The sequence below is a fragment of the Rhodopirellula islandica genome (assembly GCF_001027925.1).
GTDB classification, from domain to species: Bacteria; Planctomycetota; Planctomycetia; order Pirellulales; family Pirellulaceae; genus Rhodopirellula; species Rhodopirellula islandica.
Genome location: NZ_LECT01000011.1, coordinates 1 through 22,685, shown reverse-complemented (window position 1 = coordinate 22,685; position 22,685 = coordinate 1). Strand labels below are relative to the sequence as shown.

The 22,685-nt window shown below is 57.1% G+C and carries 12 protein-coding genes; 5 read left to right on the top strand and 7 right to left on the bottom strand.

Annotation, left to right across the window (positions count from 1 at the left end; genetic code table 11):
• The first annotated feature begins 446 nt into the window (after positions 1 to 446).
• The gene (locus RISK_RS04975; protein WP_083434787.1) at positions 447 to 1,592 is read left to right on the top strand and encodes a tetratricopeptide repeat protein; all 1,146 of its coding nucleotides are present in this window, start codon (positions 447 to 449) and stop codon (positions 1,590 to 1,592) included.
• Here the strand turns inward: RISK_RS04975 and RISK_RS04970 are convergent.
• From RISK_RS04970 to RISK_RS04955, 4 genes are all read right to left on the bottom strand, one after another.
• Positions 1,586 to 2,677 carry an L-threonylcarbamoyladenylate synthase gene (locus RISK_RS04970; RefSeq protein ID WP_047813177.1) on the bottom strand — a complete coding sequence of 364 codons (1,092 nt, stop codon included), beginning with the start codon at positions 2,675 to 2,677 and terminating at the stop codon, positions 1,586 to 1,588. The genes RISK_RS04975 and RISK_RS04970 overlap by 7 nt on opposite strands.
• A 74-nt stretch (positions 2,678 to 2,751) precedes the next feature.
• Positions 2,752 to 8,106, bottom strand: a complete 5,355-nt coding sequence (locus RISK_RS04965) for a DNA repair ATPase (RefSeq protein ID WP_047813175.1) — start codon at positions 8,104 to 8,106, stop codon at positions 2,752 to 2,754.
• Positions 8,107 to 8,108: 2 nt separating this feature from the next.
• Positions 8,109 to 10,169: a flotillin family protein gene (locus tag RISK_RS04960; protein WP_047813174.1), complete on the bottom strand. Its 2,061-nt coding sequence runs from the start codon at positions 10,167 to 10,169 to the stop codon at positions 8,109 to 8,111.
• Between the two features lie 106 nt (positions 10,170 to 10,275).
• Entirely contained in the window at positions 10,276 to 10,992 is a 717-nt protein-coding gene (locus RISK_RS04955; protein ID WP_047813173.1) for an OB-fold-containig protein, read from the bottom strand.
• Between the two features lie 187 nt (positions 10,993 to 11,179).
• Between RISK_RS04955 and RISK_RS04950 the strand changes: the two genes are divergently transcribed.
• Complete coding sequence (locus RISK_RS04950) at positions 11,180 to 12,541, top strand: MFS transporter (protein ID WP_047813172.1); 1,362 nt, start codon at positions 11,180 to 11,182, stop codon at positions 12,539 to 12,541.
• A 54-nt stretch (positions 12,542 to 12,595) separates the two neighbouring features.
• Here RISK_RS04950 and RISK_RS04945 read toward each other — a convergent pair whose 3' ends face one another.
• The 3 genes from RISK_RS04945 to glgA all read right to left on the bottom strand — a co-directional run bounded on the left by RISK_RS04945 (position 12,596) and on the right by glgA (position 16,842).
• Positions 12,596 to 13,639, bottom strand: a complete 1,044-nt coding sequence (locus tag RISK_RS04945) for a ThuA domain-containing protein (RefSeq protein WP_047813171.1) — start codon at positions 13,637 to 13,639, stop codon at positions 12,596 to 12,598.
• A gap of 140 nt (positions 13,640 to 13,779) precedes the next feature.
• Positions 13,780 to 15,180, bottom strand: a complete 1,401-nt coding sequence (locus RISK_RS04940; protein WP_047813170.1) for a galactose-1-phosphate uridylyltransferase — start codon at positions 15,178 to 15,180, stop codon at positions 13,780 to 13,782.
• Positions 15,181 to 15,318: 138 nt separating this feature from the next.
• Positions 15,319 to 16,842 carry a glycogen synthase GlgA gene (gene glgA, locus RISK_RS04935; protein ID WP_047813169.1) on the bottom strand — a complete coding sequence of 508 codons (1,524 nt, stop codon included), beginning with the start codon at positions 16,840 to 16,842 and terminating at the stop codon, positions 15,319 to 15,321.
• A 195-nt stretch (positions 16,843 to 17,037) separates the two neighbouring features.
• Here glgA and RISK_RS04930 point away from each other — a divergent pair, with 195 nt between their 5' ends.
• From RISK_RS04930 to RISK_RS04920, 3 genes are all read left to right on the top strand, one after another.
• Positions 17,038 to 20,289 (top strand): serine/threonine protein kinase, encoded by a 3,252-nt coding sequence (locus RISK_RS04930; RefSeq protein WP_236696031.1) that lies wholly within the window; start codon positions 17,038 to 17,040, stop codon positions 20,287 to 20,289.
• Between the two features lie 191 nt (positions 20,290 to 20,480).
• Positions 20,481 to 21,020, top strand: a complete 540-nt coding sequence (locus RISK_RS04925) for an RNA polymerase sigma factor (RefSeq protein ID WP_083434786.1) — start codon at positions 20,481 to 20,483, stop codon at positions 21,018 to 21,020.
• Entirely contained in the window at positions 21,010 to 22,473 is a 1,464-nt protein-coding gene (locus tag RISK_RS04920; protein WP_047813167.1) for a membrane protein, read from the top strand. Before RISK_RS04925 ends, RISK_RS04920 begins: the two co-directional genes overlap by 11 nt.
• Positions 22,474 to 22,685: the final 212 nt, after the last annotated feature.

Below are 22,685 nucleotides of genomic sequence, written 5' to 3'. Positions count from 1 at the left end.
CGTGTTCGATCAGCGGAGATTAGTGTTCCCTTGGCCGCTCTGGCGGAACACTAATCCACTCTGATCGGACACTAATCTTTGGTGTTTCGAGATGTGGGGTATAAAAAGGCACTCTTGCTCGTCCAGGTTGCGGATGTCGGCCAAGAGTGGCCAACCTGCAGCGAAATCGACAAGCCGGTTGCCAACGGGCGGGGGGCTTAAGACGCTGCTGGCAAAGCAGTTGAAAACTGCACGATCTCTTTGGGAAGGGCGGTCCGCTTCGGGCCGGGGAGAGTTACGCGCTGGATTCAATGCCGAGCCCTCCCCTCGCTCGACCCTCCCAAGGCGAGGGTGATTCAAACGGCTGGCAATACAAGACTGAAGAACTGCACGACCTCGAGGCCTGGGAGGTATGCGAGCTGGACGGCGTTTTCGAGTTGTCTGGCATCGGGGAGTGTAAATTTGCTATGCGTGACAGTGGCGCCACGTTTGTCAGGCGGTGCCGCTTGTCTTCTTCCGGATCGAACCGCGTGAAACCCCTGCGTCCTCCAACCGATTGGCATCCCAAGCGATGCAACCGATGGACGCGTCTGGTCAGACCAGAGACGGTGTTTGCGTTCTCCAAGAAGACGCTGCAACTCGGATTGTTGCTGACGTGTTTCACATCCATTCCCACCTCGATGGGTTGTCGCGGCATCGGTCGATTTGGCGAAAGCCGGCAATCGATCGCAGCCCGTCGGCTGTCACGGCAAGGGCTCAAGGCGATGCGCCAAGGTGAATGGGCCGTTGCGGAAACACTTTTCACCGAGGCACTCGACGTCTCCAGTGTCAACGACGCGGCACATCGCGGGATGTCGGAGTCCTTGTGGCAAAAAGGCCAGCAAGACGATGCGATCGAGCACCTTGAAAAAGCGGTTCAGCTTTCCGCCGGGGACCCCAAGCACATGCAGCGGTTGGGACGGATGTACCTCGAAGTAGGGCGTGTCGACGAAGCAACGCGTCAGTGTCAAATCGCACTGGATTCGGATCGTGAGTGGGCCGCTTTGTGGGCCTTGTGGGGCGATTGTCAGGTCGCTCGCAATGAAAAGGACGAGGCATTGGCGGCGTACCATCGTGCGTTGTCGCTGCAGCCCGACTACCCGTATGTCCAATTGCGAACCGCCGAGATTTACCATCAACAGAAGCGTTACGACCGTTTGCTCGCGACTCTGGACCGGATTCGCGAAGACGCGGACGTTGTCGGTGACATGGATGAAGCGATTCGCCCCGGAGCGGCCGATTTGCTGCGAGGCATCGCGATGCGAGAACTGGGGCGTAGCGAAGAGTCGGTTCAATATTTCATTGCGTCGGCACGAAAGAATCCCAGCGATGCGACCTCGCGATTGCAGTTGGCATCCGTTGCGGTCGAGACGGGACAGCCACAAATTGCTCAGACCTGGCTGGCTCAGGCAATGCGATTGGATCCTGCCGCTGTTCGCGACGCCGGATGGAATGTGGAGACCTGGTCGGCGACCCCGCCGGGAATGATTTCCCCGGAGAACGCCCATCTGGAAACATCGGCGGTGCCCATCATCGCGGCTCAACCCGATGCAGCTCGCCCTTGGATTCAGTGATCCGCCGGCACGTCGTCCTGATTGGCTGCACGACACAGGCGGTCTGAGATCGCGGCGAGCAGGTTGGGATTGCAGTCCGGACTCCAGTCGATCGTCACCAATTGATCCACCTCAATCTGATCAAACTCACCCGAATCCGCGCGACGCAGCGTTTCGTACAGACGATTGGCAATCTCGAGCGGAACGCCTGACGGTGACAGGCTCCAAACGTCGGCGTAACCCGCGATCGGTTTGGCTGGCCCCCGAAGCTGAATGCGGAGGACCCGCTTCGAATCATCGGGACTGCGTGAGCATGGATGGCGATTCTGTTCCGGAACCAATCGCAGCGGCGTTCTCGGGGAGTAGTGTTTGCGATGCATCCCCGGCGAAGCGGCAGGCGTGTCAGGTGAAGCATTCAAAGCGGCTGAGTGGGGCGTCGTGGCCGAGACCACGTTTTCGCCCAGCAGGCTTTCAAGTTTCGCGACTGAAACGACGCCTTCGCGAAGGATCGTCGGCGGAGCGTTCGGATTGGCAATCGACAGCACCGTGGATTCCAAACCGACATCACAGATACCACCATCGAGCACCCACTCGATCGAGTGTTCCAGTCCATCGATCACATGTTCGGGGCGAGTCGGGCTGACGTAGTTGGAAACGTTGGCGCTGGGGGCGGCGATGGGGAGCGAGACCTCGCGCAACAATTGCAAAGCGACCGGGTGCGCGGGGACACGCACGGCCACGGTGTCTCCTCCCGCGGTGACGCAGTCGAGCACCGACTCGGATCGCGGCAGCACCAGTGTCAGTGGTCCAGGCCACAGGGAACTGGCCGCTTCAAAACGGCGACGCGTGATCTCGGAATCGATCACGACCAACGCACGGACTGCACTGGGATCACCCACGTGCAAAATCAAGGGGTTGGTCGCAGGGCGTTGTTTGGCCGCGAAAATTTTCGCGACGGTGTCGGGTTGGTCGCCGCGAGCGGCCAAGCCATAGACGGTTTCGGTGGGCAGTCCAACCAATTTCCCAGCGCGCAGGGCCTGACTGGCGAGCCGGATGGATTCCGGCGTGGCAGGCAAGATCTTGGGATGGGAGGCGGTGGGATTCATGACGTTGAAGTCTGATTCATTCCTGCGGAATGACAAGATCCCCGCGAGACAGACATCACACCCGGCAAGTCCGCTCATTCGTCGGGCGATTGGAATGAATCTTCGACGTCGCGAAAGGTCTTCAGCATCAGGTCCATCTGTTCCTGCAATCGGCTGAGGTCGCGACTGTTGTCGATCGATTCCTCCAGCAGCGGACGCATCCATTCTTGCATCAGGTGGAACTGACCTTTGACCAGATCCGCGATCACGCGTGGGACTTTGTGCTGGACGAGGATCTTTTGGTCCGGCGGTGAAGCGGCTTGTTGCCGTGAGATGGCTTCCAGCTGAGTCGCAGTGGATGCCAAGCGGCCTGACATCAATTCGCCCATCGACAGCAACGTTTGTCGCAGCGTGTCGACTCGCGAGTCCATGCGTTCTTCGGCCGAGTGATCTTCCATCGCGATGGCTTTGGCGATGACTTGCCGGATTGATTCCAGGCCATCTCGCATCGATGCCAACTGACGCAGTACCTGAGCGGCTTGGTCCTCACCGTCCATGCCCGACATTCGGACACTTTCGACAAACGCATACTTGATTGCGTCCCAGCGTTGCTTCTCTTCCGGATTCAGGATGCCCATCAGTTCCTTGAACTTCAGGACATTGGCTTCGTTGTCCGTCGTCAGTGTCTGGGCGTCTTGTTCGTAGTTGCTGATGATCAGCGATTGCAATTCGGCATCGTTCATCACCGGCGCAACTCGTTCAGCGATCCGGTTCATGTTCCGGTAGCTGCCCTGCAGTTTGAACGGAGGCTCGGTTCGATACTCATCGGCTTGAGCGGCTGAACGGATGTAGGCACGGTTGACCCGCAGGACCACATCACGGACTCGCAACAATTTGCGAGTGACTTCGAACATGTCTCGAATTTGATCCATGCTGAAATTGGCTTCCAGCTCGATGCCTTCGGCTGAATCTCGACCGGCAGCGGAAATGATCGCTCGCGCGTCCGATGGCGACGCATTGGAAAGCGGTGCCAAGGTCACGTTGCTGGTCAAACAGTTTTCGAGATAGCTCATCTCAAATGCATCGGCCGACTCGCCAATGATCTCGCCCAAGTTGTAAACGTCGGCGCGGTTGGAAAGCATGTCGGGGATTTGGAAACGATCGCCCGATTCGGTGTAGGGGTTGCCCGCCATGACCACCGCGACTCGTCGTCCACGCAGGTCATATGTTCGCGTCTTGCCGTCTCGAACCCCTTCGATTTTTCGCGTCGCATCGCACAGGGAGATGAATTTCTGCAGCAATTCCGGGTGTGTGTGCTGGATGTCATCCAGGTACAGCATCACATTGTCGCCCATCTCGAGCGCCAAGTTCAAACGCATGACCTCTTCGCGAGCGGCGGCATTCGGGGCTTCATCTGGATCCAGCGACGTCACGCCATGACCGATTGCGGGGCCGTTGATTTTCATGAACACCAGTCCAAGCCGGCTGGCGATGTATTCCATCAAGGTCGTTTTGCCATAACCCGGTGGTGAGATCAGCAGCAACAGACCCATTCGGTCGGTGCGTTTGTCTTCGCCGACCGTGCCCATTTGTTTGGCAAGGTTGTCGCCGATCAGTGGCAGGTAAACTTCGTCGAGCAATCGATTGCGGACAAAGCTGCTGAGGATCCGAGGTTTGAATTCATCCAAACGCATCGATTCACGAGCTGACTCAACGCACTCAGTTTTGGCTTGGTGAAGGGAGCGGAATCGCGGCACCACATCTTCTCGGTACCCACGCAGACGCGTGATGAATTCGTGGTAGTGCAGCGGCATTTCGCCACGCTCGATCCGGGCATGGCTGCCAACCAAACCTGTCAAACGCTTCGCGACTGGAACGTCGATGACCTCGGTGGCGGGGCAAGCCTCCGTCGGGGTTTTCTTGGCCTCCATCGCGGACTGGAAGATCATCCAAGCCAACTCGTCTCGGTACCATTGAGGTGAATCGCCGGTTTCGTTTGCGTCCCCGGCGGCGCGTTTGTCAAGAAACGCATCGGCCCAGTTGCGAGCCAGCACAAAGGTGTGAATGGGCGAGGAACTGTTGGGCTTCAGCCCGCCGAGCACCCAACGTTTTTGATCGGAAGCGGGAAGCGAACGAAGGAAGCCTTCATGCAACGCATGAGCTTGGCCGCTGATGGCGACTTGGTCCGGTGCGATGGTCAGTTGTTCAAACAAATAGTCGGCGATCCGTTCCGGTGTGACCACGCTGTCAAACAGAGCCATCCATTCGGATTGGCGTTCGGATGCCAGTTCAGCCAAGTGCTGACGAAATTCGACGGCAGGTTGAGCTTGAGGGAAGGCGATCGCGAGTTTGGCAAAGCCCGCAATCCAGTGCTTCATCTGCGTGCGTTGCTTGGTGTCGAGAAAGCACTGCCACCAGAACTGAGACGCGGTGCGAAGCGAAGGAGCGTGTCGCAGAAGTCCAATCGAACGATCCAGTTCGACCAGCCCTCGCAAGATGATCGCGGAGTCCACGTCGTGAACACCTTTGGCGTACCCCTCATCAAATCGTCCCGCCATGCGTTCGGCAACCCAAGCCGCGTTCAGCGATTCCAAATCTTCAATTGATTCGGCTTGGCCGGATTCAAACAGATCCATCGCCAAAAACTCGGCTCGATAAACGTCCGAGTTCTCACTGATCAGCGACTGGTTCCAAATGTCCCGTGCCGCGGTCAGGCGTTCATCGCGGATCGGATCAAAGTACTGGGTGCCAGTCAGATGCAAGCAGAGTTCATTGCTGCGGAGGACGGTGGTCAGGTCCAGTGGTTGGGTGTTGACCGCGAATTTACGTTCGCCGAGTCGAATGACATCGCCACCCTCTTCGTAGAGGTCTTGGCGATCTTTGAGTCCCCGCAGGGCATCTTCGCGAAGGGTTTTGAGGCGGCTCTGCAAGTCACCGACTCGAACGGCATCGCCAAGCTCATCGAGTTCGTCGATCAGGCTGCGGATCTTGCCGACCATCAAGTCGCCAGCGAAGTACGCCGCGATTTGATCGATCGATTCCATGTTCGAAACACGGTGCTGGATCCCGTTGAGAATCCGTTCGGCGGCCGAACTGAGAGCCTCGGCCCTTCGGTTGCGTTTTTCGACCAGCGAAACTTTTCGCGATTCGAAGGCGCCGTAGACATCTTCGCGACGAGAGGCGAGCGTTTCGATGAACTCATCGAACTCAGCAAATCGGCCTTCCAGCTCTTCGAGTTGGACCATGACTTTGGTCAGGTACTCGTCGCAGCGAGTGGGCGTGTCGCAAACGTCGAGGTAGCCGGTCGTGGTTTGTTCGAGCAACTTCAACTGCGACGCGAATTCGGCACGTCCTTCGACGCCGATCAATTCTTGCTTGCGATTTTTGAGCGCACTTCGAACGCGATTGACCGTGGCGAACACGTCGCCGATGGAATCGATGATCGTGGTTCGCTGAGTCGCATCATCAATTTGCAGGTTGCTCACCGTTTCGGTCAGCAGTTCCAGATCGGCGGCGGCTTGATCGATTTCCGATTCGAGCACTTTGGCCTGGGAGACACCTTTGATCTCGGGAACGCGGGTTTCCGCTTCGCCGACTCGATCGCGATACGGTTGCAAGGCGTCTTCGTCGAGCAGGAATTCGACGCAACGACGGCTAAGACGGTCCGATTGCTCGGCGGTGATCGTTTCCAGTTCTTCAACGATCGCAACGTCCACAAACCGAAGTTCACGCAGCGCGATCGCTCGACCTCGCTGGACTCGCAATTTTGCGAGTGAGGCGACAAATTGATCGATCGAAGTGAAACGAGAACGCTCGATCTCTTTCAGCGTCGTGTTGGTGTCGGACTGAGCCTGGCGAGTTTGCTTGGCCGTGGCTTCGCGAACACGAACGACTTTTTCGTATTCTTCGATCGCCGCTCCCGCCGTTTCGCGAATTTTGCGAAGCGGTTCGGCAAGGTGATGTGTCTCTTCGTTGTCGATCCAGAAGTAACTGTCCAGGACATCGCCCGACTTCTTGGACAGGTCGACGTACAAGTCGTTGTAGCTGTCGTCCTTTTCAATCAGTTGCAGCAGTTCACTGCATTCCGCCATCCCTCGAACCAGGTCTTTGTTGCCGATCTTGAAGAGCAACGAATCGGTTTGATTGTCGGGCAGGTAGTCTTCGCTGGTGAAGGGCGTTTGCCAAAGCTGGATCGCGTGGTGTTTTTGCGGCGTGTCTTGGCCTTTGAAGCAAACCATTTCGCCGGCTTCAAAGAACGTTTGCCCATGGCACACCAACGGTGTGTCGACGGATTGGCGAATTTGGTTGTAACGCAGCTGAATGTAAGTTCCGTCTTCGACATTTGAAAACAGATACAAGCTGTCTTCACCGTTGGGCGAGTTGATCGTGCGCTCGTAACGCATGTCGACCAAGCCGTGGTCGAAGCGTTTGAACTCACCGGACTGCAAGTAATAGCCACCGGGGAAGATCAGGCCTTGGTCGCCCGGCAGCATCACGCAGGCGTGTTGAATCTCATCCAAACGGATCGCTTGGTTGATCTTGCCGTTGAAGATGATGTAGCGAAATTGGTTCTCTTGATACGGTTTGATCTTGAGCAAGACCAAGTGACCGACGATTGCGTAATGGATTTCTGCGTCGTCGAGTTTTTGATCGAAGTTGTCGACCGGTTCGGCGTAGATGCCTTCGCCGACGCTGGTGTTGTTTTCAACTTTGATCGTCAGGTCACCGCCCACCGTTTCGACAAACACGCGGTCGTCGATGGAGATGTGCGGGTGCTCACCGTAATGATGCATGTCACGCGTTGTCCGCAGCCAGCGGAATTCGTGCTGGTCAGGCAAGCGGACTTCGTGATCACTGCGGTTGTCGACGTATTGCAGGCCTTCGGGACTGCGCCGCCATTTGAACGATTTGATATCGCGAGCGGTTTTGCCGACTCGAAACACCATGTGCAGGATGGGTCCGGACACAAAGAACCGCAGGAACGTGGTGTCTTTGTAGAACCGATACAGTTCATGGAAATCGCTGACGAAGCGATCGTCCATGATTCGTTCGAGTTGCCGTTCATGGAACTCATTGGATTCCATGCGGTAGATTGAAAACACATCGGCCAGTTCGATCTCGGTTTTCAAGCCGAACTGAACGTTGTATCCGAACAGAAACTCGTCGCCGATCGAGACGATGTCTCGTGGGACGCAGTTGTGTTCGGTGGTCACACGCTGCGTCGCGAGCAGTCGCGTTTCGATGTTTCCGAAGACTTCGCCACGGTCCTCGTTCAGCTTGGCGAGTCGATCGCGAAGATCGCCCGCGGCGGTGCGGAGGCGGTTGCGGAGGACTTCGTAGGTGCCACCGGACATTTGCGCGGTGTCGGCCTTTGAAATCCCTGCCTCCGATCCACCGTCAGCAGCGGAACCGGGCAGCGAAGCCGCTTCGGGGGAAGCGTCCTCAGCCACGATCAGGCCTTCTTCCCGTTAGGCGAGACTTTCTTCGCCGGAACGGTTGTAGGCTCGGATGTGAGCAAGCGACTGACCTTTTGATCGGCAACGTTGGCGGTTCCCGCCATGCTGAGCAGGCTGGTCAATTGCGTCCGGACATCGTCGGTGCTGGACATGCCCATCAGCTTGGCGATCAACGCTGCGATGGAAAGGTCTTTCACGCCGTCGGTGTCCAAGCCGAACTGTGAGATCAGATCCTTGACTTGATCGCGGAAGTAATCCGCGTTGCCGTCGAAGAATGTGTTCTTGACGTCGGTTGCAACTTGGCTGTTGTAGACAAATCGGTCGATCGCTTTGCCGCCTTTGACCGCGGAAGTGATTTGTTCGAAGAATTCTCCGTCGCCACCGACGATGTCGATTCGAGCGGCTTGCAGGGCTTCGCCGATGACACTCGCTTGGCTTTCGGCAATTCCGCGTTGAGCTTCGATCGCTGCAACTTCGACGAACTTTTCTTTCTCGAGTTTGAGTTTGAACTCTTCGTGTTCTTTGCCGACGCCGTCCAGTTTCTTCATCGCTTCGGCTTTCTCGGTGATCCCGGTCGCTTCGGCGGTGAACTTCTCGCGAGAAACCTTGGCTTCGGCCAGGCCTTCTTTTTCCAGCGAAATGGCTTTGGCTTCTTGGACCTGAGCTTCGGCCAAGCCAGCTGCCGCGGATTGAGCGACTTCGGCTTCGGCCAACATTTTGGTGGCGGCGGTTTCTTTTTCGGCCGCGTCGCGTTTGGCTTCGGCTTCGATGCGGACTTTTTCAGCCAGCAACTCGCTGCTTTCTTTTTCCGCTTGAGCCAGCTTGGTTTGACGGATCAGTTCTTCTTCCGCCTTCATTTGTGCGGCCGTGATCTGAACTGTTTTTTGACGTTCGGCCTTGGCGTGTTCTTCGGTGTCCTTGATTCGTTCTTGTTCTTCGACCACGGCCCGTTCGACCGCGACACGTTCTCGAATCACCTCTTGGATGTTGCGTTTCTCGATTTCGATCGCCTTTTCTTTTTCGACTTCGGCGACGCCCACGACACGCATGCGATCGGTGGCTTCCAAGTCGCGATCGCGATTGACGCGTTCCAGTTCGACGGCATCCGTCTTTTCCTTGTTTCGCATCGCGACCAGGATTTGACGAGACTTGTTCTCTTCGGCGATCCCAATTTCTTCTTCGGTTTGGATCCGGGCTCGCTCTGATTCCAGGCGTTGTTCTTCGCGAACCTTGGCGGCGGAGGCTTGTTCACGCGAGGTGATTTCCGCGATTTCGCGTTTTTGTTTTTCGACCGCTTCGACGCGTTGACGTTCCAGTTCGAGGATCGTTTCTTCGGCTTCGACGTCCTGCTTCTTCAGCGTCTTTTCTTTGTCACGGGTGAACTGGTTTTCCTTGACCTTCTCCGTCGAGGTCAGTTCGGTGATCTTCTTGATGCCCTCAGCGTCGAGGATGTTGGTTGGACTGAGCATGTCCAACGGCGTTTGTTCCAGGTAATCGATCGCGGCATCGTCGAGTCGGTAACCGTTCAGGTCGGTGCCGATGACCTTCAGGATTTCTTCTTTGAACTTGTCGCGTTGGTCGTAGAGATCGACGAAGTCAAATTGCTTGCCGACCGTCTTCAGGGCTTCGCTGAATTTCGCGTCGAACAGTTCTCGCAGTGTTTCCAGTTCGCTACAGCGTTTGGCACCGATCGACTGAGCGACCTCTTTCATTTCCTCAGGGCTTTTGTCGACGCGAACGAAGAACGCGACTTTGATGTCGGCGCGAATGTTGTCGCGGCAGATCAGACCTTCGCTGCCTTGGCGATGGATCTCAAAGCTTTTCAGCGTGAGGTCCATGAATTCATATTGCTGGATCAGCGGGATGATCAGCATGCCTTCGCCGGTCACGGCTCGGACGCCGCCGGCACCCGATTTCACGATCGCTCGATCGGGGCCGACCTTGATGTAGTAGCTCTTGAATAGCAGAGCGACGACCAAGCCGATGAGGAACAGTCCTCCGACGACGATGATCAAAGCGTCTAAACCGACGGAATCTGTGATGAGAGCAGCCAGCATGAGCGTTCTTTCGTGTGTTTGACCGCGGGATGATTCGACGGACGAATCCGGGAAATGATTTGCCTGTTGGTCAGGCGTGGAATGTCAGTCGACGGGGCGCGCCAAATTACGCCGTGGGGGGCGAATCAGCCTGCACCAAGTAGGTTTTGGTGTTTTGATCATAGCTCACCACCGTGACCCGTCCCCCTTTTGGGATAATTTCACCTTCGGTTCGGACGGAAATCAGGAGGGGGGCCGCATCAGTCGCAAAACGCGCACGACCGAACGATTCGTCCGCCTGACGGGTTTCGATGACCGCCGACCCGCCAACCAGGTTGGAAGCGTGAAATTCGACGGGAGGAACCAGCATCCGGTGCAGTGGCCAGGTCACGATTTTGGTCGCGACGATCCCGAAGACGCCGTTGCGAATGGTCAGCAAACCGCTGGTCAAGAACGTGGGGTCATAGCGCCGCACGTCGTAGCCAAACCACAGGTAAAAGCTGATCACCCAGAACAGAACGCTGAAAACGGACAGCCAGACGACCAGGGGAACCCGGTCCAAATTCATGGCTCGCAGGGTCGCGGCGCCGGTGCCACCGAACCAATCGCTGTGCATCGGTTCGCCGGCGGTGTCCACGCCCCAATCGCCGCCGACGTCCCCTGCGAAATCGGGCGCATCAAGATCGGGGACGTCCAGATCGACATCCACATCGGCGCCGAGATCGATCACGCCCAGCAGGGCGATCACCGCGTAGAGCAGGAACAAGGTGGCCAAAACCGTGGCTGGCCACATGGGGCCGACCAGGATCGAATCGAGTCGATCTGTCCAAGTGATTGCCAACATGCATCTGTCTCCTGAAAAGAATCCTCACGGGTCTCGCGGGGGGAAGGGATCTTATCACGAGGCGGGAATGCATGCCGCACGGGGCGCTCGAATGCCGGTTTGTTGCCAAGAAGCGATCTGTTGAATCGCCCCAGAAAGAAGTACAAGCACACCTGCAAAACCCGCTCTCTTTTCGCGTGCCTTTTTGATGGACCGAACCCCCGTCTCTGCCACCACCCAGTCGAGCCCAGCTGCCGGCGGGAGCGACCGAAACCTCACTCGAAGCCTAGGCGATGCGGCATGTTTCGGCGGCATGGTCGGCTGCGGTGAAACCTATTTTTCCGCGTTTGCGTTGGCGGTGGGGTTGAGTGAAACGGCATCGGGTTTGGTCGCCAGCATTCCGTTGTTGGTGGGCGGGGTGATCCAATTGGTGTCTCTCAAAGCGATCGCCTGGATCGGCGGCTACCGACGTTGGATCGTCGCCGGAGCTGTCTTGCAATCACTCGCGTTTTTACCGCTGGCCTATGCGGCTTGGACCGGAAGTCTGTCGATCGTGATGTTCCTGTTGATCGCGTCGGTTTACTGGGCCGCGGGCCTCTCGACCGGGCCGGCGTGGAACACATGGATTGAACAGATCGTGCCCGTGGCAGGGCGAGCCCGATTCTTTTCCAAGCGATCTCGACTGCAACAGATTTGCACCTTCTCGGGGTTGATGGTCGCCGGGTTGGTGTTGCAGTGGACGTCCCAGGAGGGCATCGCACTGACTGGGTTTGCAGGGTTGTTCTTCGTCGCCGCGGTGCTGCGATTGATGTCGGCAAGTTTCTTGCACCGGACACGCCATGCCCAATCCGTCCCCCTGCACGTCGAGCGTTCGCCGGCGAGCGGCGCTAGGGAGCATGCCGTGGATGAACCTGTCGACGAACGATCGGCGATTCAGTTGCTGGCTTACTTGGTTGCCATGCAAGTCTTCATCCAGCTCAGTGGACCATACTTTGTGCCATACATGCTGGGGCAGCTGGAGTTTGACTACGTCGTCTACGTGGGCTTGATCGCGCTCGCCTTCCTCAGCAAAGTCATCTCGTTTGCCTTTTGGGGACGCATTGCGGAAGAGTCCGGTGCGGCAAAGGTGCTGTGGTTCGGTGGCATCGGATTGGTGCCACTGGCATCGCTGTGGATTGTCTCCACCAACCTGGTTTGGTTGGCGGTGATTCAGATCCTCAGCGGCATCGCTTGGGCGGCTTATGAACTGGGTTTCTTTCTGATGTTCTTTGAAACCTTGCCCGCGAAGCACCGAACCCGGTTGCTGACCTATCACAACTTTGCCAACACGCTGGCCATTTGTGTGGGCGCTCTGGCCGGGGCAGCAATTTTGGCGTATTGGGGCACGACATCGCAGACTTATTACTACCTGTTCGGTCTCTCGTCGACCGGCCGGTTGCTTTGCTTGGGATTGTTGGTCGGAGCCGTTCTTCCCAAGCATTCCCTGAAATCGATCGGCATGCGAGTGCTCGCAATTCGTCCCGGGGCGGGCAGCGTGACCGCCCCGATCATTGCCAGTGCTGAGGAGTGAGTTGCGGCGACTCGCGTCGGATGCCTCCCTCAACCGCATGGTTTGCCAGTTCGCTCAGTGAGCGACAGGTGCGAACGTGCCTTTGGGCGTGAAGACGGTCGCGGATGAACCGAGTTCGAACTCTTCGACTCGGAGGTCACGATTGCGGTACAGTTTGCCGGATTCAAAACCGTAGAACGATGGTACAAACGGATCGATGAACGAAACGTCAGCCGATTTTGGGACGTCCATTCCGGTGAGAAAGTAACTCGCGTTGACGATCAGACGACGAAGGTCTTCGCTGCGAAAATCGACGGCGGCACCGGCGGTGGTGGCCACGCATTGACCGATTTTTCCGGAGGGGGCTTCGTAAGGTTTCAGCCAAGCCAACGGCATCATGGGATCGTTCTTTTCGTCGACCGGAGGAGCAGCGGCGTCGAGGTGCTTGATGACCATGCCTCGTAGCAAAACCGTGGCGGCGGATTCGTCGAGGTGGACAACGCCGTAGATGTCCGAGGGGGTGTAGATGTCGGCGACGTCGTTCAAGATCGGATGGTTGGCGTTGTCTTCCACGATGACCGCCCGTCCGCCTTCGACTTTGTGTTTGCCGTGGTGCGAATGCCAGTTTTCACCGACCACGTTGATTCCAAAGTTGGCCCAGTCGTAGTCGCCGTAGTGACCGCTTTTGAACGCGTGGGTGGCGGTGCGATAGGCGATGATTGGCTTGCCCGCGTTGATGAATTTCAAAATTGGATCGAGCTGGTCGTCCGGAAGAACTCGCCAACGCGTTGCCAAGATCATCAGGTCAGCGTCGTTGAGTGCTTCCGTGCCGGGGATGTTGTCGATCTGGTACGGGTTGATGCCGCCGGTTTCCTTGTCGATGGCGAACAGCACCGTGCACTTGAAGCCGTGAGTTTGACTGAGGATTTTCCCGAGCATCGGGCAGGATTCTTCGGTTCGATATTCTTCATCGCCTGAGATCAGCACGATGTGTTTGCCGTTGGCCTTGCCTTCGGCGGGTTCGAACACGAGGTGATCCGCGGCGTGAACCGCGGTCAGAGTTGGAAGAAGACAAACCGCGAATGCGAACGCAGCAGCGACAAAACAGCGTTTTTTCATGACAGCTCAAGCTTGAGTCAGGGGACAAGATGTGTGGCGAAGGAGGCCACATCATATCTCAAGCGAGATCCGTTTGGGGAGCAAACGTCGAGCGTTGTCTGCCTGGGCAGCAACCCAGTGAAGAGGACCCGTGCGGTCGCTTATCGCAGGGCGTGACGCGGGTCGCTGCGGCGTGCCTGCGAACGAAATTCGTCTGCGGCGGCTTCGGGGTAGACCGTGTTGATCATCCCACCGGAACTCAATTCGTAGCCAGCCAAGCGACCAATCCGCGGTGCCAGTTCCAGGCTCCAGTGATGCGTTTCTGCGTCGCGTCGGTTTCCGGGTGGTGCGGTGTGGATCATCATGTTGTAGGCGACACCGGGGATCACCGCTTCCAGCCAGCGAACGCTTCGCAGGACCAAGCGGGCCACTTCTTCATTCATCGAGACCGAGAGATCTTCAAAGCAACCCACGTGTTCTCGCGAGGTGATTCGGATCAGGTACGGGAACCGGCTGGCGTGAGGGCAGTAAGCCACGAGCGAGTTGGATTGATGAATGATCCGTTCTTTGCGTTCCAGTTCGGCCTGCAAGACATCGCACTGCAAGCAGCGTCCGTGCCGGGCAAAGTGGGATCGCATGCGATGATTGACTTCACAAACCGATTGTGGCAGGTGATTCGAAGCGATCAGTTGGCTGTGGCTGTGTTGCAGGGAGGCTCCCGCGTCGCGGCCGACGTTCTTGAACAAGCTGATGAACTGAATGCCGGGTTGTTGACGCCAATGACGCATCCGAGCCGCGTAAGCAGAGAATGCGAGAGCGATCTCGGCCAGATTCAGTTCGCTGAGCGAGCGGGTGTGGCGAGCGGCTTCGATGATGACTTCGTGCCCACCCGAGGCAATTTCTTCGACAAACAGGGATTGGGCCAAGCGAGAGACGCGAGATTCATTTTCGCTGTCTTCATGGTTGGGTTGAACTTCGACCTTGCATTCCGGTTTGATCGCCGGGAACAGATTGGGAACCACACGAACGGTCCAATCGGCTGATTGAGGAACGGCTTCTTCGTCCTCCGACAGTTTTGCAGACCAAACGGACGCCGGTGTTAGTTTTTCGTTGCCATGGCAGAAGGGGCAATCCATCGACGCATCATGTTTGGGCCGATGAGATTTGAATTGATCGGGGCGACGAGCACGTCCGGGCGCAAAAATCGTCCAACTGCCCGAGATCGGATCCAGTCGTGAACGACCGGTTTGAACGTGTGACTCGTTGGGAAAGTCAACGTGGGCACCGTCCTGACGCGGTTGTTCCAGGATTTCGGCGTCGACCAAGCGGTCCACCAGCAATTCGGCACGCTGTGACGTCGCGTTGCTTTCGGCTTCCGATTTTAAACCGGCTGAGCTGCTGCGGTTTGAATCGGGGTTGTCACGAGCGGTATGCAGATCGGAGACACTTTGCGTTTCCACGCAACTCTGTTCCGCTGGTGGCGAGTGTTCCGAGGTTCGAGAGGTCTCATTCAAAGCAATTCGGCGCGGATCGATGTGGACTCCTGACTTTTGTGTCTTCATCGATTCGACTCTTGGTCTTGGGGCCGAAGGTAGAGTGGTTGCCACTCCCCGCTCAAGTTGCTTCTCTGCAATGTAGCAGTCTCCAACCCAGATGCATCCCCATTTTCGCCTTCCCGGGGCGAAAACGACGGTTGTGAGTCAGTTGGAGGATCGTCTTCGTCGATTTAGGGAAATTGTGCGGGCATAAAGCTGAATGTACTGGTCTGCACTTTTCCTCCATGTCCAATCTTGCCGCATCCCGAATTCAACCAGATTTTTCCATTTTTCAGGCGAGTGATATCGAAGCTGCAGTGCCCGGTTGATCGCGTGGTCAAGAGCCCCGGCACTGTTGTCGTTGAGATGGAAGCCGGTGGCACGATTGGCAGCCAGGTTCGCAGGCGTTGCGTCCACGATCGTGTCGGCCAACCCGCCGGTGCGGGTGACAACGCAGGGCGTTCCATAGCGAAGGCTATAGAGTTGGTTCAGTCCGCAGGGCTCGTAGTGGCTGGGCATGACGAAGATGTCACTGGAGGCCTCGATGCGATGCGCCAGTGCATCGCTGAAGCCGATGTAGGCGGCCAACTGATCCTTGTGTTCTTCCGCCAATTCACGCAATTGCTCTTCAATCTTTGGATCGCCGCTGCCAAGCACAACCCACTGGGTTGGACGTGACTCGGCAAGGTGCTCACGCAGCACAGGAAGGATCAAGTCCCATCCCTTTTGATCTGCCAAGCGGCCGATCAAACCGATCAGTGGAACGTCGGGATCCTGCGGCAGTCCCACCTCAGCTTGCAACGCCAGTTTGTTATCGATTTTGGCGTCGGCCCAATCCGTGACACTGTAGTTGCGACTGAGATTCGGGTCGGTTTCAGGATTCCAAATGTTGGTGTCGATCCCATTGATGATTCCCTCCACCGGTTGCGGGATGCCTCGAAGAATGGAATCCAATCCGCATCCGTACTCCGGGGTTTGAATCTCGAGGGCGTACGTGGGACTGACCGTCGATATCACATCCGACGTCACCACTCCGGTTTTGAGGAAGTTCAGTTGGTTGTAGTACTCAAACGATTCCGGTCGGAAATGGTCCCAGCTCAGTCCTGTCCAGGGGAATGCATCGAATCCAAAGTTGCCTTGGTAGGCCATGTTGTGAATCGACAGCATCGTGGCGATGGTGGGTGACTTGGACGCGTTGTCGGACGCTGCCCGCATCAATGCCGGGACCAGAGCGGACTGCCAGTCGTTGCAGTGCACCAAATCCACGGGCCAACCGAGTCGCGACATCGCGATGATCGCGGCGCGGCAATAGAAAATGAAACGCTCGGCGTTGTCGGGGTAGTCACCGTTGGCATCGCCATACAGCGACGGACGTCGGAAGTATTGCGGTTGGTCGATGAAGTAAACCGGAACCTCCGCCGAGTCCTCTGGATCGTTGGGATCTTTTGGCAGGTGGCTTTTCAACAGCCGGCAACCGATCAGCTTTTGGTCCGACATCGGAACGGCAAAGCTGATGTCAGTTGTCTCGATCGGTTGCAGGGACCGTTCGATGGTTGAAAAAGCGGGCATGATGACCGCACAGCGGTGGCCCTGGGCAGCAACCACTTTGGGCAACGTGCCGCAGACGTCGGCTAACCCACCGGTTTTCGCGAATGGGACGGCTTCAGTCGTCAGGTAGACGATATTCAAGGCAACGGTGGGGTTCTACAAGGTTGCGAATCAGGAAAAACAACGGGACGAAGAACATTCGTCAAAAAGGTATCCGGTGTCGACGTGCCAGACAGAATAAACTAGGTCAAAGTTCTATGTGATGCCGGTTGAACCGGTCTGCCGTACCTTCTTCTCGTCGCCATGCCGCTGCAACTTGTTGATTTTTGGAAACGGATGGTCCAAAGCGGACTCGCCGACGCCTCCGTCCCACCAATCTGGGCGGCCGATTTTGCGAACGATCACGGGGGAAAACCGCCTTCGAACGCTGCGTCGCTGGCCTCTTGGTTGGTCAAAACCCGCCGTGTTGAGAAAGATCCTCTCTCGAGAGTGCTGAAGCACGCGACCTGGGAAGCCGATTTCCCAAACACGCCTGTTCTACGGATTGCACCGTTGACGCTGGTTGCGGCAGAGAAAACGGCTCCCTTTCCGTTCACCCATTGGCTGTCGGTGACTTGCGACTCCGCGCAAAACGGCGAAAAAGCAACCGCAGGGGTTCTGCGGCAAATCGATCCGGCAGGTTTGCCGGCCGAGGCGGCCGCCAATCTTCGTGCCCACGCTGAATTGACGCATCCTTCGTTGCAGCCGATCGAGATCGTTCCAGTGCGAAACGGTCCACTCGGCGAACCGGTTGGAAGCCGTCGAGATTTTGCGGGTTTGTTCAGCCCCTTGCCCTCCGGGCATTGTCTGAGCCCACCCCAAAAAACTTGCACTGTCCAGCAGACTGTCGCGGGGCTGAGCTCCCTTTTTGACGCGGCGATCGCGATGCACGCGAAAGGATTGGTTCACGGCGGGATTCATTTTGATCGGATTTGGGTCAGCGATTCTGCTCCGTGGTGTTTGCTTCGCGATCCGTTTGCGACGTTGACAAACTTTTCCACCCAGGACGTCACGGTCAATCACGAAGCCTGGTTGGAGTCGTCTCCAGCGAGTCGGACCCACTGGTCTCCCGAAAGACTCGCGAACCCGAGCGGTCACGTGCCGAACATCAGCGACGATGTTTTCGCTTTGGGGTGTTTGGGATTTGCACTGCGATATGGGCGTCCGGCGTTCGATGCTCAAACTCGGAATGCGTTGCCCATTGAATTGACCACCGCGGTCGAACAAGGTGCCTCGGGCGACCCGTTGTGCCGAGTCTTGGCGGCCGCTTTGGCGACCGATCCCAACGCCCGATTCGCGAGCGTGGAACAATTCTCGCAAGCATTGAAGGTTGCTGCATCGGCCACTCCCGCAGTGGTGACGTCCAAGGTGGAGCAACCCGTTGCGGATGAACGAAGACCTGCCGAGGTCGCCGAGCCAGCGACTCAGTCGACCAAGTCCAAACGGAAGGCAACGCCAAGCACTCCGGAGCCTGCCAAGCCAAAGCAAGCGGCTCAACCCAAACGGCCCGCGGACGTCCAATCGGCAGAAGAAATCAAACGCGCCGAGGAGTCGAGCTCGCCAAAGGAGTCGAGGCATCCCGAGCAACCCAAGCCGGTCGAGGAACCCAAGCAGCCCGAGAAGTCCAAGCCGGTCGAGAAGTCCAAGCCGGTCGCCGTTCCAACGAAGCCAGCTGAACCCGAGCAAGCCAAACCGCCTGAGGAAAAGCCATCCAAGAAGACAGAGTCCGTGTCGGAGTCGAAGGCCGCCGCGGACGACAGCGTTCGTCCCGTGGCGAAAGATCCAGGCGAACCGAAGCCGAACCAGCCGAGCGAACCCGCTGCACCTTCGGCCGTGGTTCCAACTCGCAGACGAAGAAAACGACGCAATCAAAAGGCTTGGTATGGGATCTATGCGTTGTGCATTCCCGTGTTGGTGTTGGTCGTGATCTTGGCGACGCGAGACAAGAGCCCGCAACAGGTTGCCAAGCGAGTTCGTCCTCCCGTCCCAAAATTCATCCCGCGGGTTTCCAGCGACACCGAGCTTTCGAGCGAGGAGCGGCAACGGACTTCGCCTGTTCGACGCCCTGCCCCCTCCGGGATCGAAGTGGTCGACAATGAGCAGATGCTGTGGGCACCACCAGACTTGCAAATCGATGGGGCTCAAGTCAGTCGCGCGACGGGATTGCTGCCTCCGGGGCCCGCTGCGGTGGTCACGATGGATTGGCAACGTTTGCGTCAACTCGGTTTGTTGGAAATGTTCGGCCCCGAAACACAGGGCTGGTTGGAATCACTGAACCAGTGGTCGGGCGTTCCTTCGGAATCCATTTCGCACGTCGCCTTGGCGTGGTTCCCCGGCGAAGAAGGTGTCCCAGAAGTTTCCGCAGCGATTCGTTTGAGCGATCCCCTGTCTTTGGAAGCGTTGTTGGATGTTTGGGACGTCTCGGCCGCGCGAGGTGCCAGCGGCGAGACGATTTATGCCGGTGACACTCGTGATGCATTGGCGTACTTCCCCATGACTCAGGGGCGTCCCGCAGAAGCAGCGGATGACTTGGTCGATGCGTTCGCCGTGGGATCCATCGCTCGTGTCGGCGAGGTTGCTGAAATGGGGGGGGCACCGGTCGTGTTGCCGCGATTGCTCGAAGATCTTTGGCAATCCGCTCGGCCCAACGATGCGATGGCTTTCCTGACCCAGCCCAACTTTTTGGTCAGCGATGCACGGAAATGGATGGAGGCGACATCGCCGGCTTTGATTCCTTGGATTCGACAAAACCTGTTGGCTGATTGCGGTGGCATTCTGATTCGCGTTGCGGCAACCGAGGAGGCTGGATCGTACGTTGAAGTTCGCTTGGCGACATCACCCGGGGTCGACCCCACCGAGTTGGCCACCCCGCTGCGAGAACAACTCGACAACGCACCACGTTGGGCGGAAGACTTCGTGGTCACGCGGGACATCGATCCCTCGTGGCGTTTGCTGGCCGCGAGACTTCCATCGATGTGGGCGTTCGCAGAAGAGAACGTGCGCGCCGGTCGCGTGGACCGCAAATTGGTTTGGAACGCCTACCTGCCGCCGTTGGCGCTGCCGCAATTGACATTGGCGACGTTGCTGGCAACCAACACGACGACGGATCCTGTTTCGGAGGCGATGGCGAGCAAGGAAACGAAGTTGTCGATCGATGAAATGCTGGACCGAAAGATGTCGGTCAGCTTCGACCAAGAGTCGTTGCAGTTCGCGGTCGACACGATTGCCGAAGAGTTCAATCGTGACCTTCCCGAGGGCAACCAGTTGCCACCGATTGAGATCATCGGCGGCGACTTGCAGAAAATGGGCATCACCCAGAACCAACAGATCCGCGACTTTGCCAAGAGTGATGTTCCGCTGCGGACGGTGCTGACGGATTTGGTGCTGGGAGCCAACCCGGACCGAACCGCGACGGGACCGGACGATCCCAAGCAAGCTTTGGTATGGGTGGTGAAACCGGACAAGTCCGCGATCTTGATCACGACACGTTTGGCATCCGACGGCCAGTACGAATTGCCATCCGAGTTTGTCCGTCAAGCGAGTCCATGACCGCTTTCGTTGCATCCACTCGCGCTGGGTGAAGCTCACGTCACTCAAGGCCGGCAGGCGTTTTTCGCCGGGGCACGCAGGTTTTTCGACTTTATCCGTGAACTTCAAACTTTTTGTGTAAGGGGATCGCTGCCAGCGGTACCAACACAAATAGCGAGACTTCGTACGGATCCCCTGAGCGAGAGCTACTGGTGCAAGAAGAGGATGCCAAATCGCTATTCATTGATTGGCTGGAGAGGCACAAAGCTTCGGTCGTTCAGGTAGCGCGTGCTTACACGCTTGGCAGCGAGGAAAGCCAGGATCTCGCTCAAGAGATCTTGCTTCAAGCGTGGCATTCTTTGCCTCGTTTTCAGGGGCAAGCCAGTCCGGCAACATGGTTCTATCGCGTTGCACTGCATACCGCGATGAATTGGCGACGCAATGATCAACGCCGGCGGACGCATCAGCAACCACTGCTCGAAGTGCAAGCACTGCCATCTGAGTCAGCGGATTCCAGTCAGCAAGTCGAACAGCGAGAAACCGTGGAGCAACTTTACAAGGCCATTCATCAACTGCCGAAGTCCGACGTCGCTCTGGTGCTGCTGTACTTGGACGAACTGACCTACCGCGAAATGGCCGGCGTGCTGGGGATATCTGAGAGCAATGTCGGAGTGCGACTCGGTCGTGCAAAAAAAGCACTCGCCGAATTGCTGAACGTCGAAGTCGCGGAGGCCCAGCACCATGAATCTTGATAAGTTTCAAAAAGCCTGGAAGGCCGATGCATCGGAGTTGAAAGTGACATTCGATGCCGAGTTGCTTTCACAGCAGGTTCAGCAGTCGCATGACCAATTTCGCACCATGATCTTCTGGCGAGATGTGCGTGAAGTCGGCGTGTCGTTGTTGCTGATCCCGGTTTGGTTGGTGTTGGGGATCGGCTTTTCGCTGCCGTGGTCGTGGTGGTTGACCGTTCCGGTGTTGCTTTGGATTGCGGGCTTCATGCTGATCGATCGCAAGCGACATCCCAAGGCGTCCAGCGATCCCGGGCAACCGCTGTTGTTCTATGCGAAGGAATCGCTCACTCAGGTCGAACATCAGATTTGGCTGTTGCGAAACGTTTTTTGGTGGTACCTGCTGCCGTTTACGATTTCGCTGATGGCGTTTTTCGTCCATCTCGCCTGGAATCTCACTGGCACTTGGTGGGGATGCCTTCTCATTGCGGCACCCTTCGGATTGTCTCTGTTTTACGTCTACCGTCGGATTTACCGGCTCAATCAAGATGCTGTTCGAGAGCAGTTGGTGCCTCGGCAAGAACAATTGCAGAGAATCGTTTCATCGTTGGAAAGCGAGGATGTTGGCGACGCCGCCGAGGTTGACGAACTGGTGGATCTCGTCTCATCGCTTTCTGAAAACGATCCGATAATCGAGGGCAATCCCGGGGCAGCGGAATGGTTTGAGAATTGGAACCGAATCGTACCGTCATGGTGGATCGCGGCGATGATTCTCCTGCCGACTTTGATGGCAGCCTACAGCGGCTACCGATTCGCATTTGACAAAGCCGGGCCGGTGTTCTTTCAATCCGTGGTCATGGCCGTGATTGTGTTCGAAATCCTGTTCTTCGGGCGTTGGTACCTCACTTCCAAGCGATACAAGGAACAACCGTTGTCGGGAGTGAACTCGAAGCGACTAGGCGGTCCGGCAATCGTTGTCCTGGTCACGCTTCTGGTTGTTTCGGCCTTGGCCTTTGCAGCCATCTTCTCTTTCGTCGCCCAAACCAGATCCAAAGCATCATCCCGTGCGGAAGTCGTCAGTGCGTTGGACCCTCCCGTGAACGGAGGCATGTACGCCAAGGTGGCTCCGTTCTCAGACGTGCGCTGGGAGGACGATTTGCCAACCATTCGTCTGGCGAGTACTTGGGCTCAGCTCAAGTCAATCGATGGGATCCCAATCGAAGAACTCATGTCATTCGCCAACGAACAATACGGATCGACAGCACGCAAACGCTTCACCGAAGACTTCGTGGAGGTGGTCTCAGAAATGGGGCACGATCTGGATTGGGAAGTGGAACTGGAACTTCAGTTCCCAGATGGCGAGGTCAAAACGGTGCGAGAGCGAATGACCGTTGTCAATCACCGCGTGGCCGCCATCAACCTTCATATCCGGACTCAATACCACCTTTCACAAGAAGAGCCCGACGCCACGGAGTAGCGTCATGGCAGTTGGGCTCCAGCGATGAGTCTGCTAAGCAGGTCGGCAGGTGTCATCGGGTATGTGAGCCGTTTGGCGTTAGCCACGGTTCCCACGCAAAACCGGGGCTGGCGCTGGGCTGCGAAATATTTGGTGTGACGGAACGCATTCGTTTACGCAAGTTTTCATCCCGGTAGGGATTTCAGATGGTAGCCGTCGGTAAGCGATCGCGC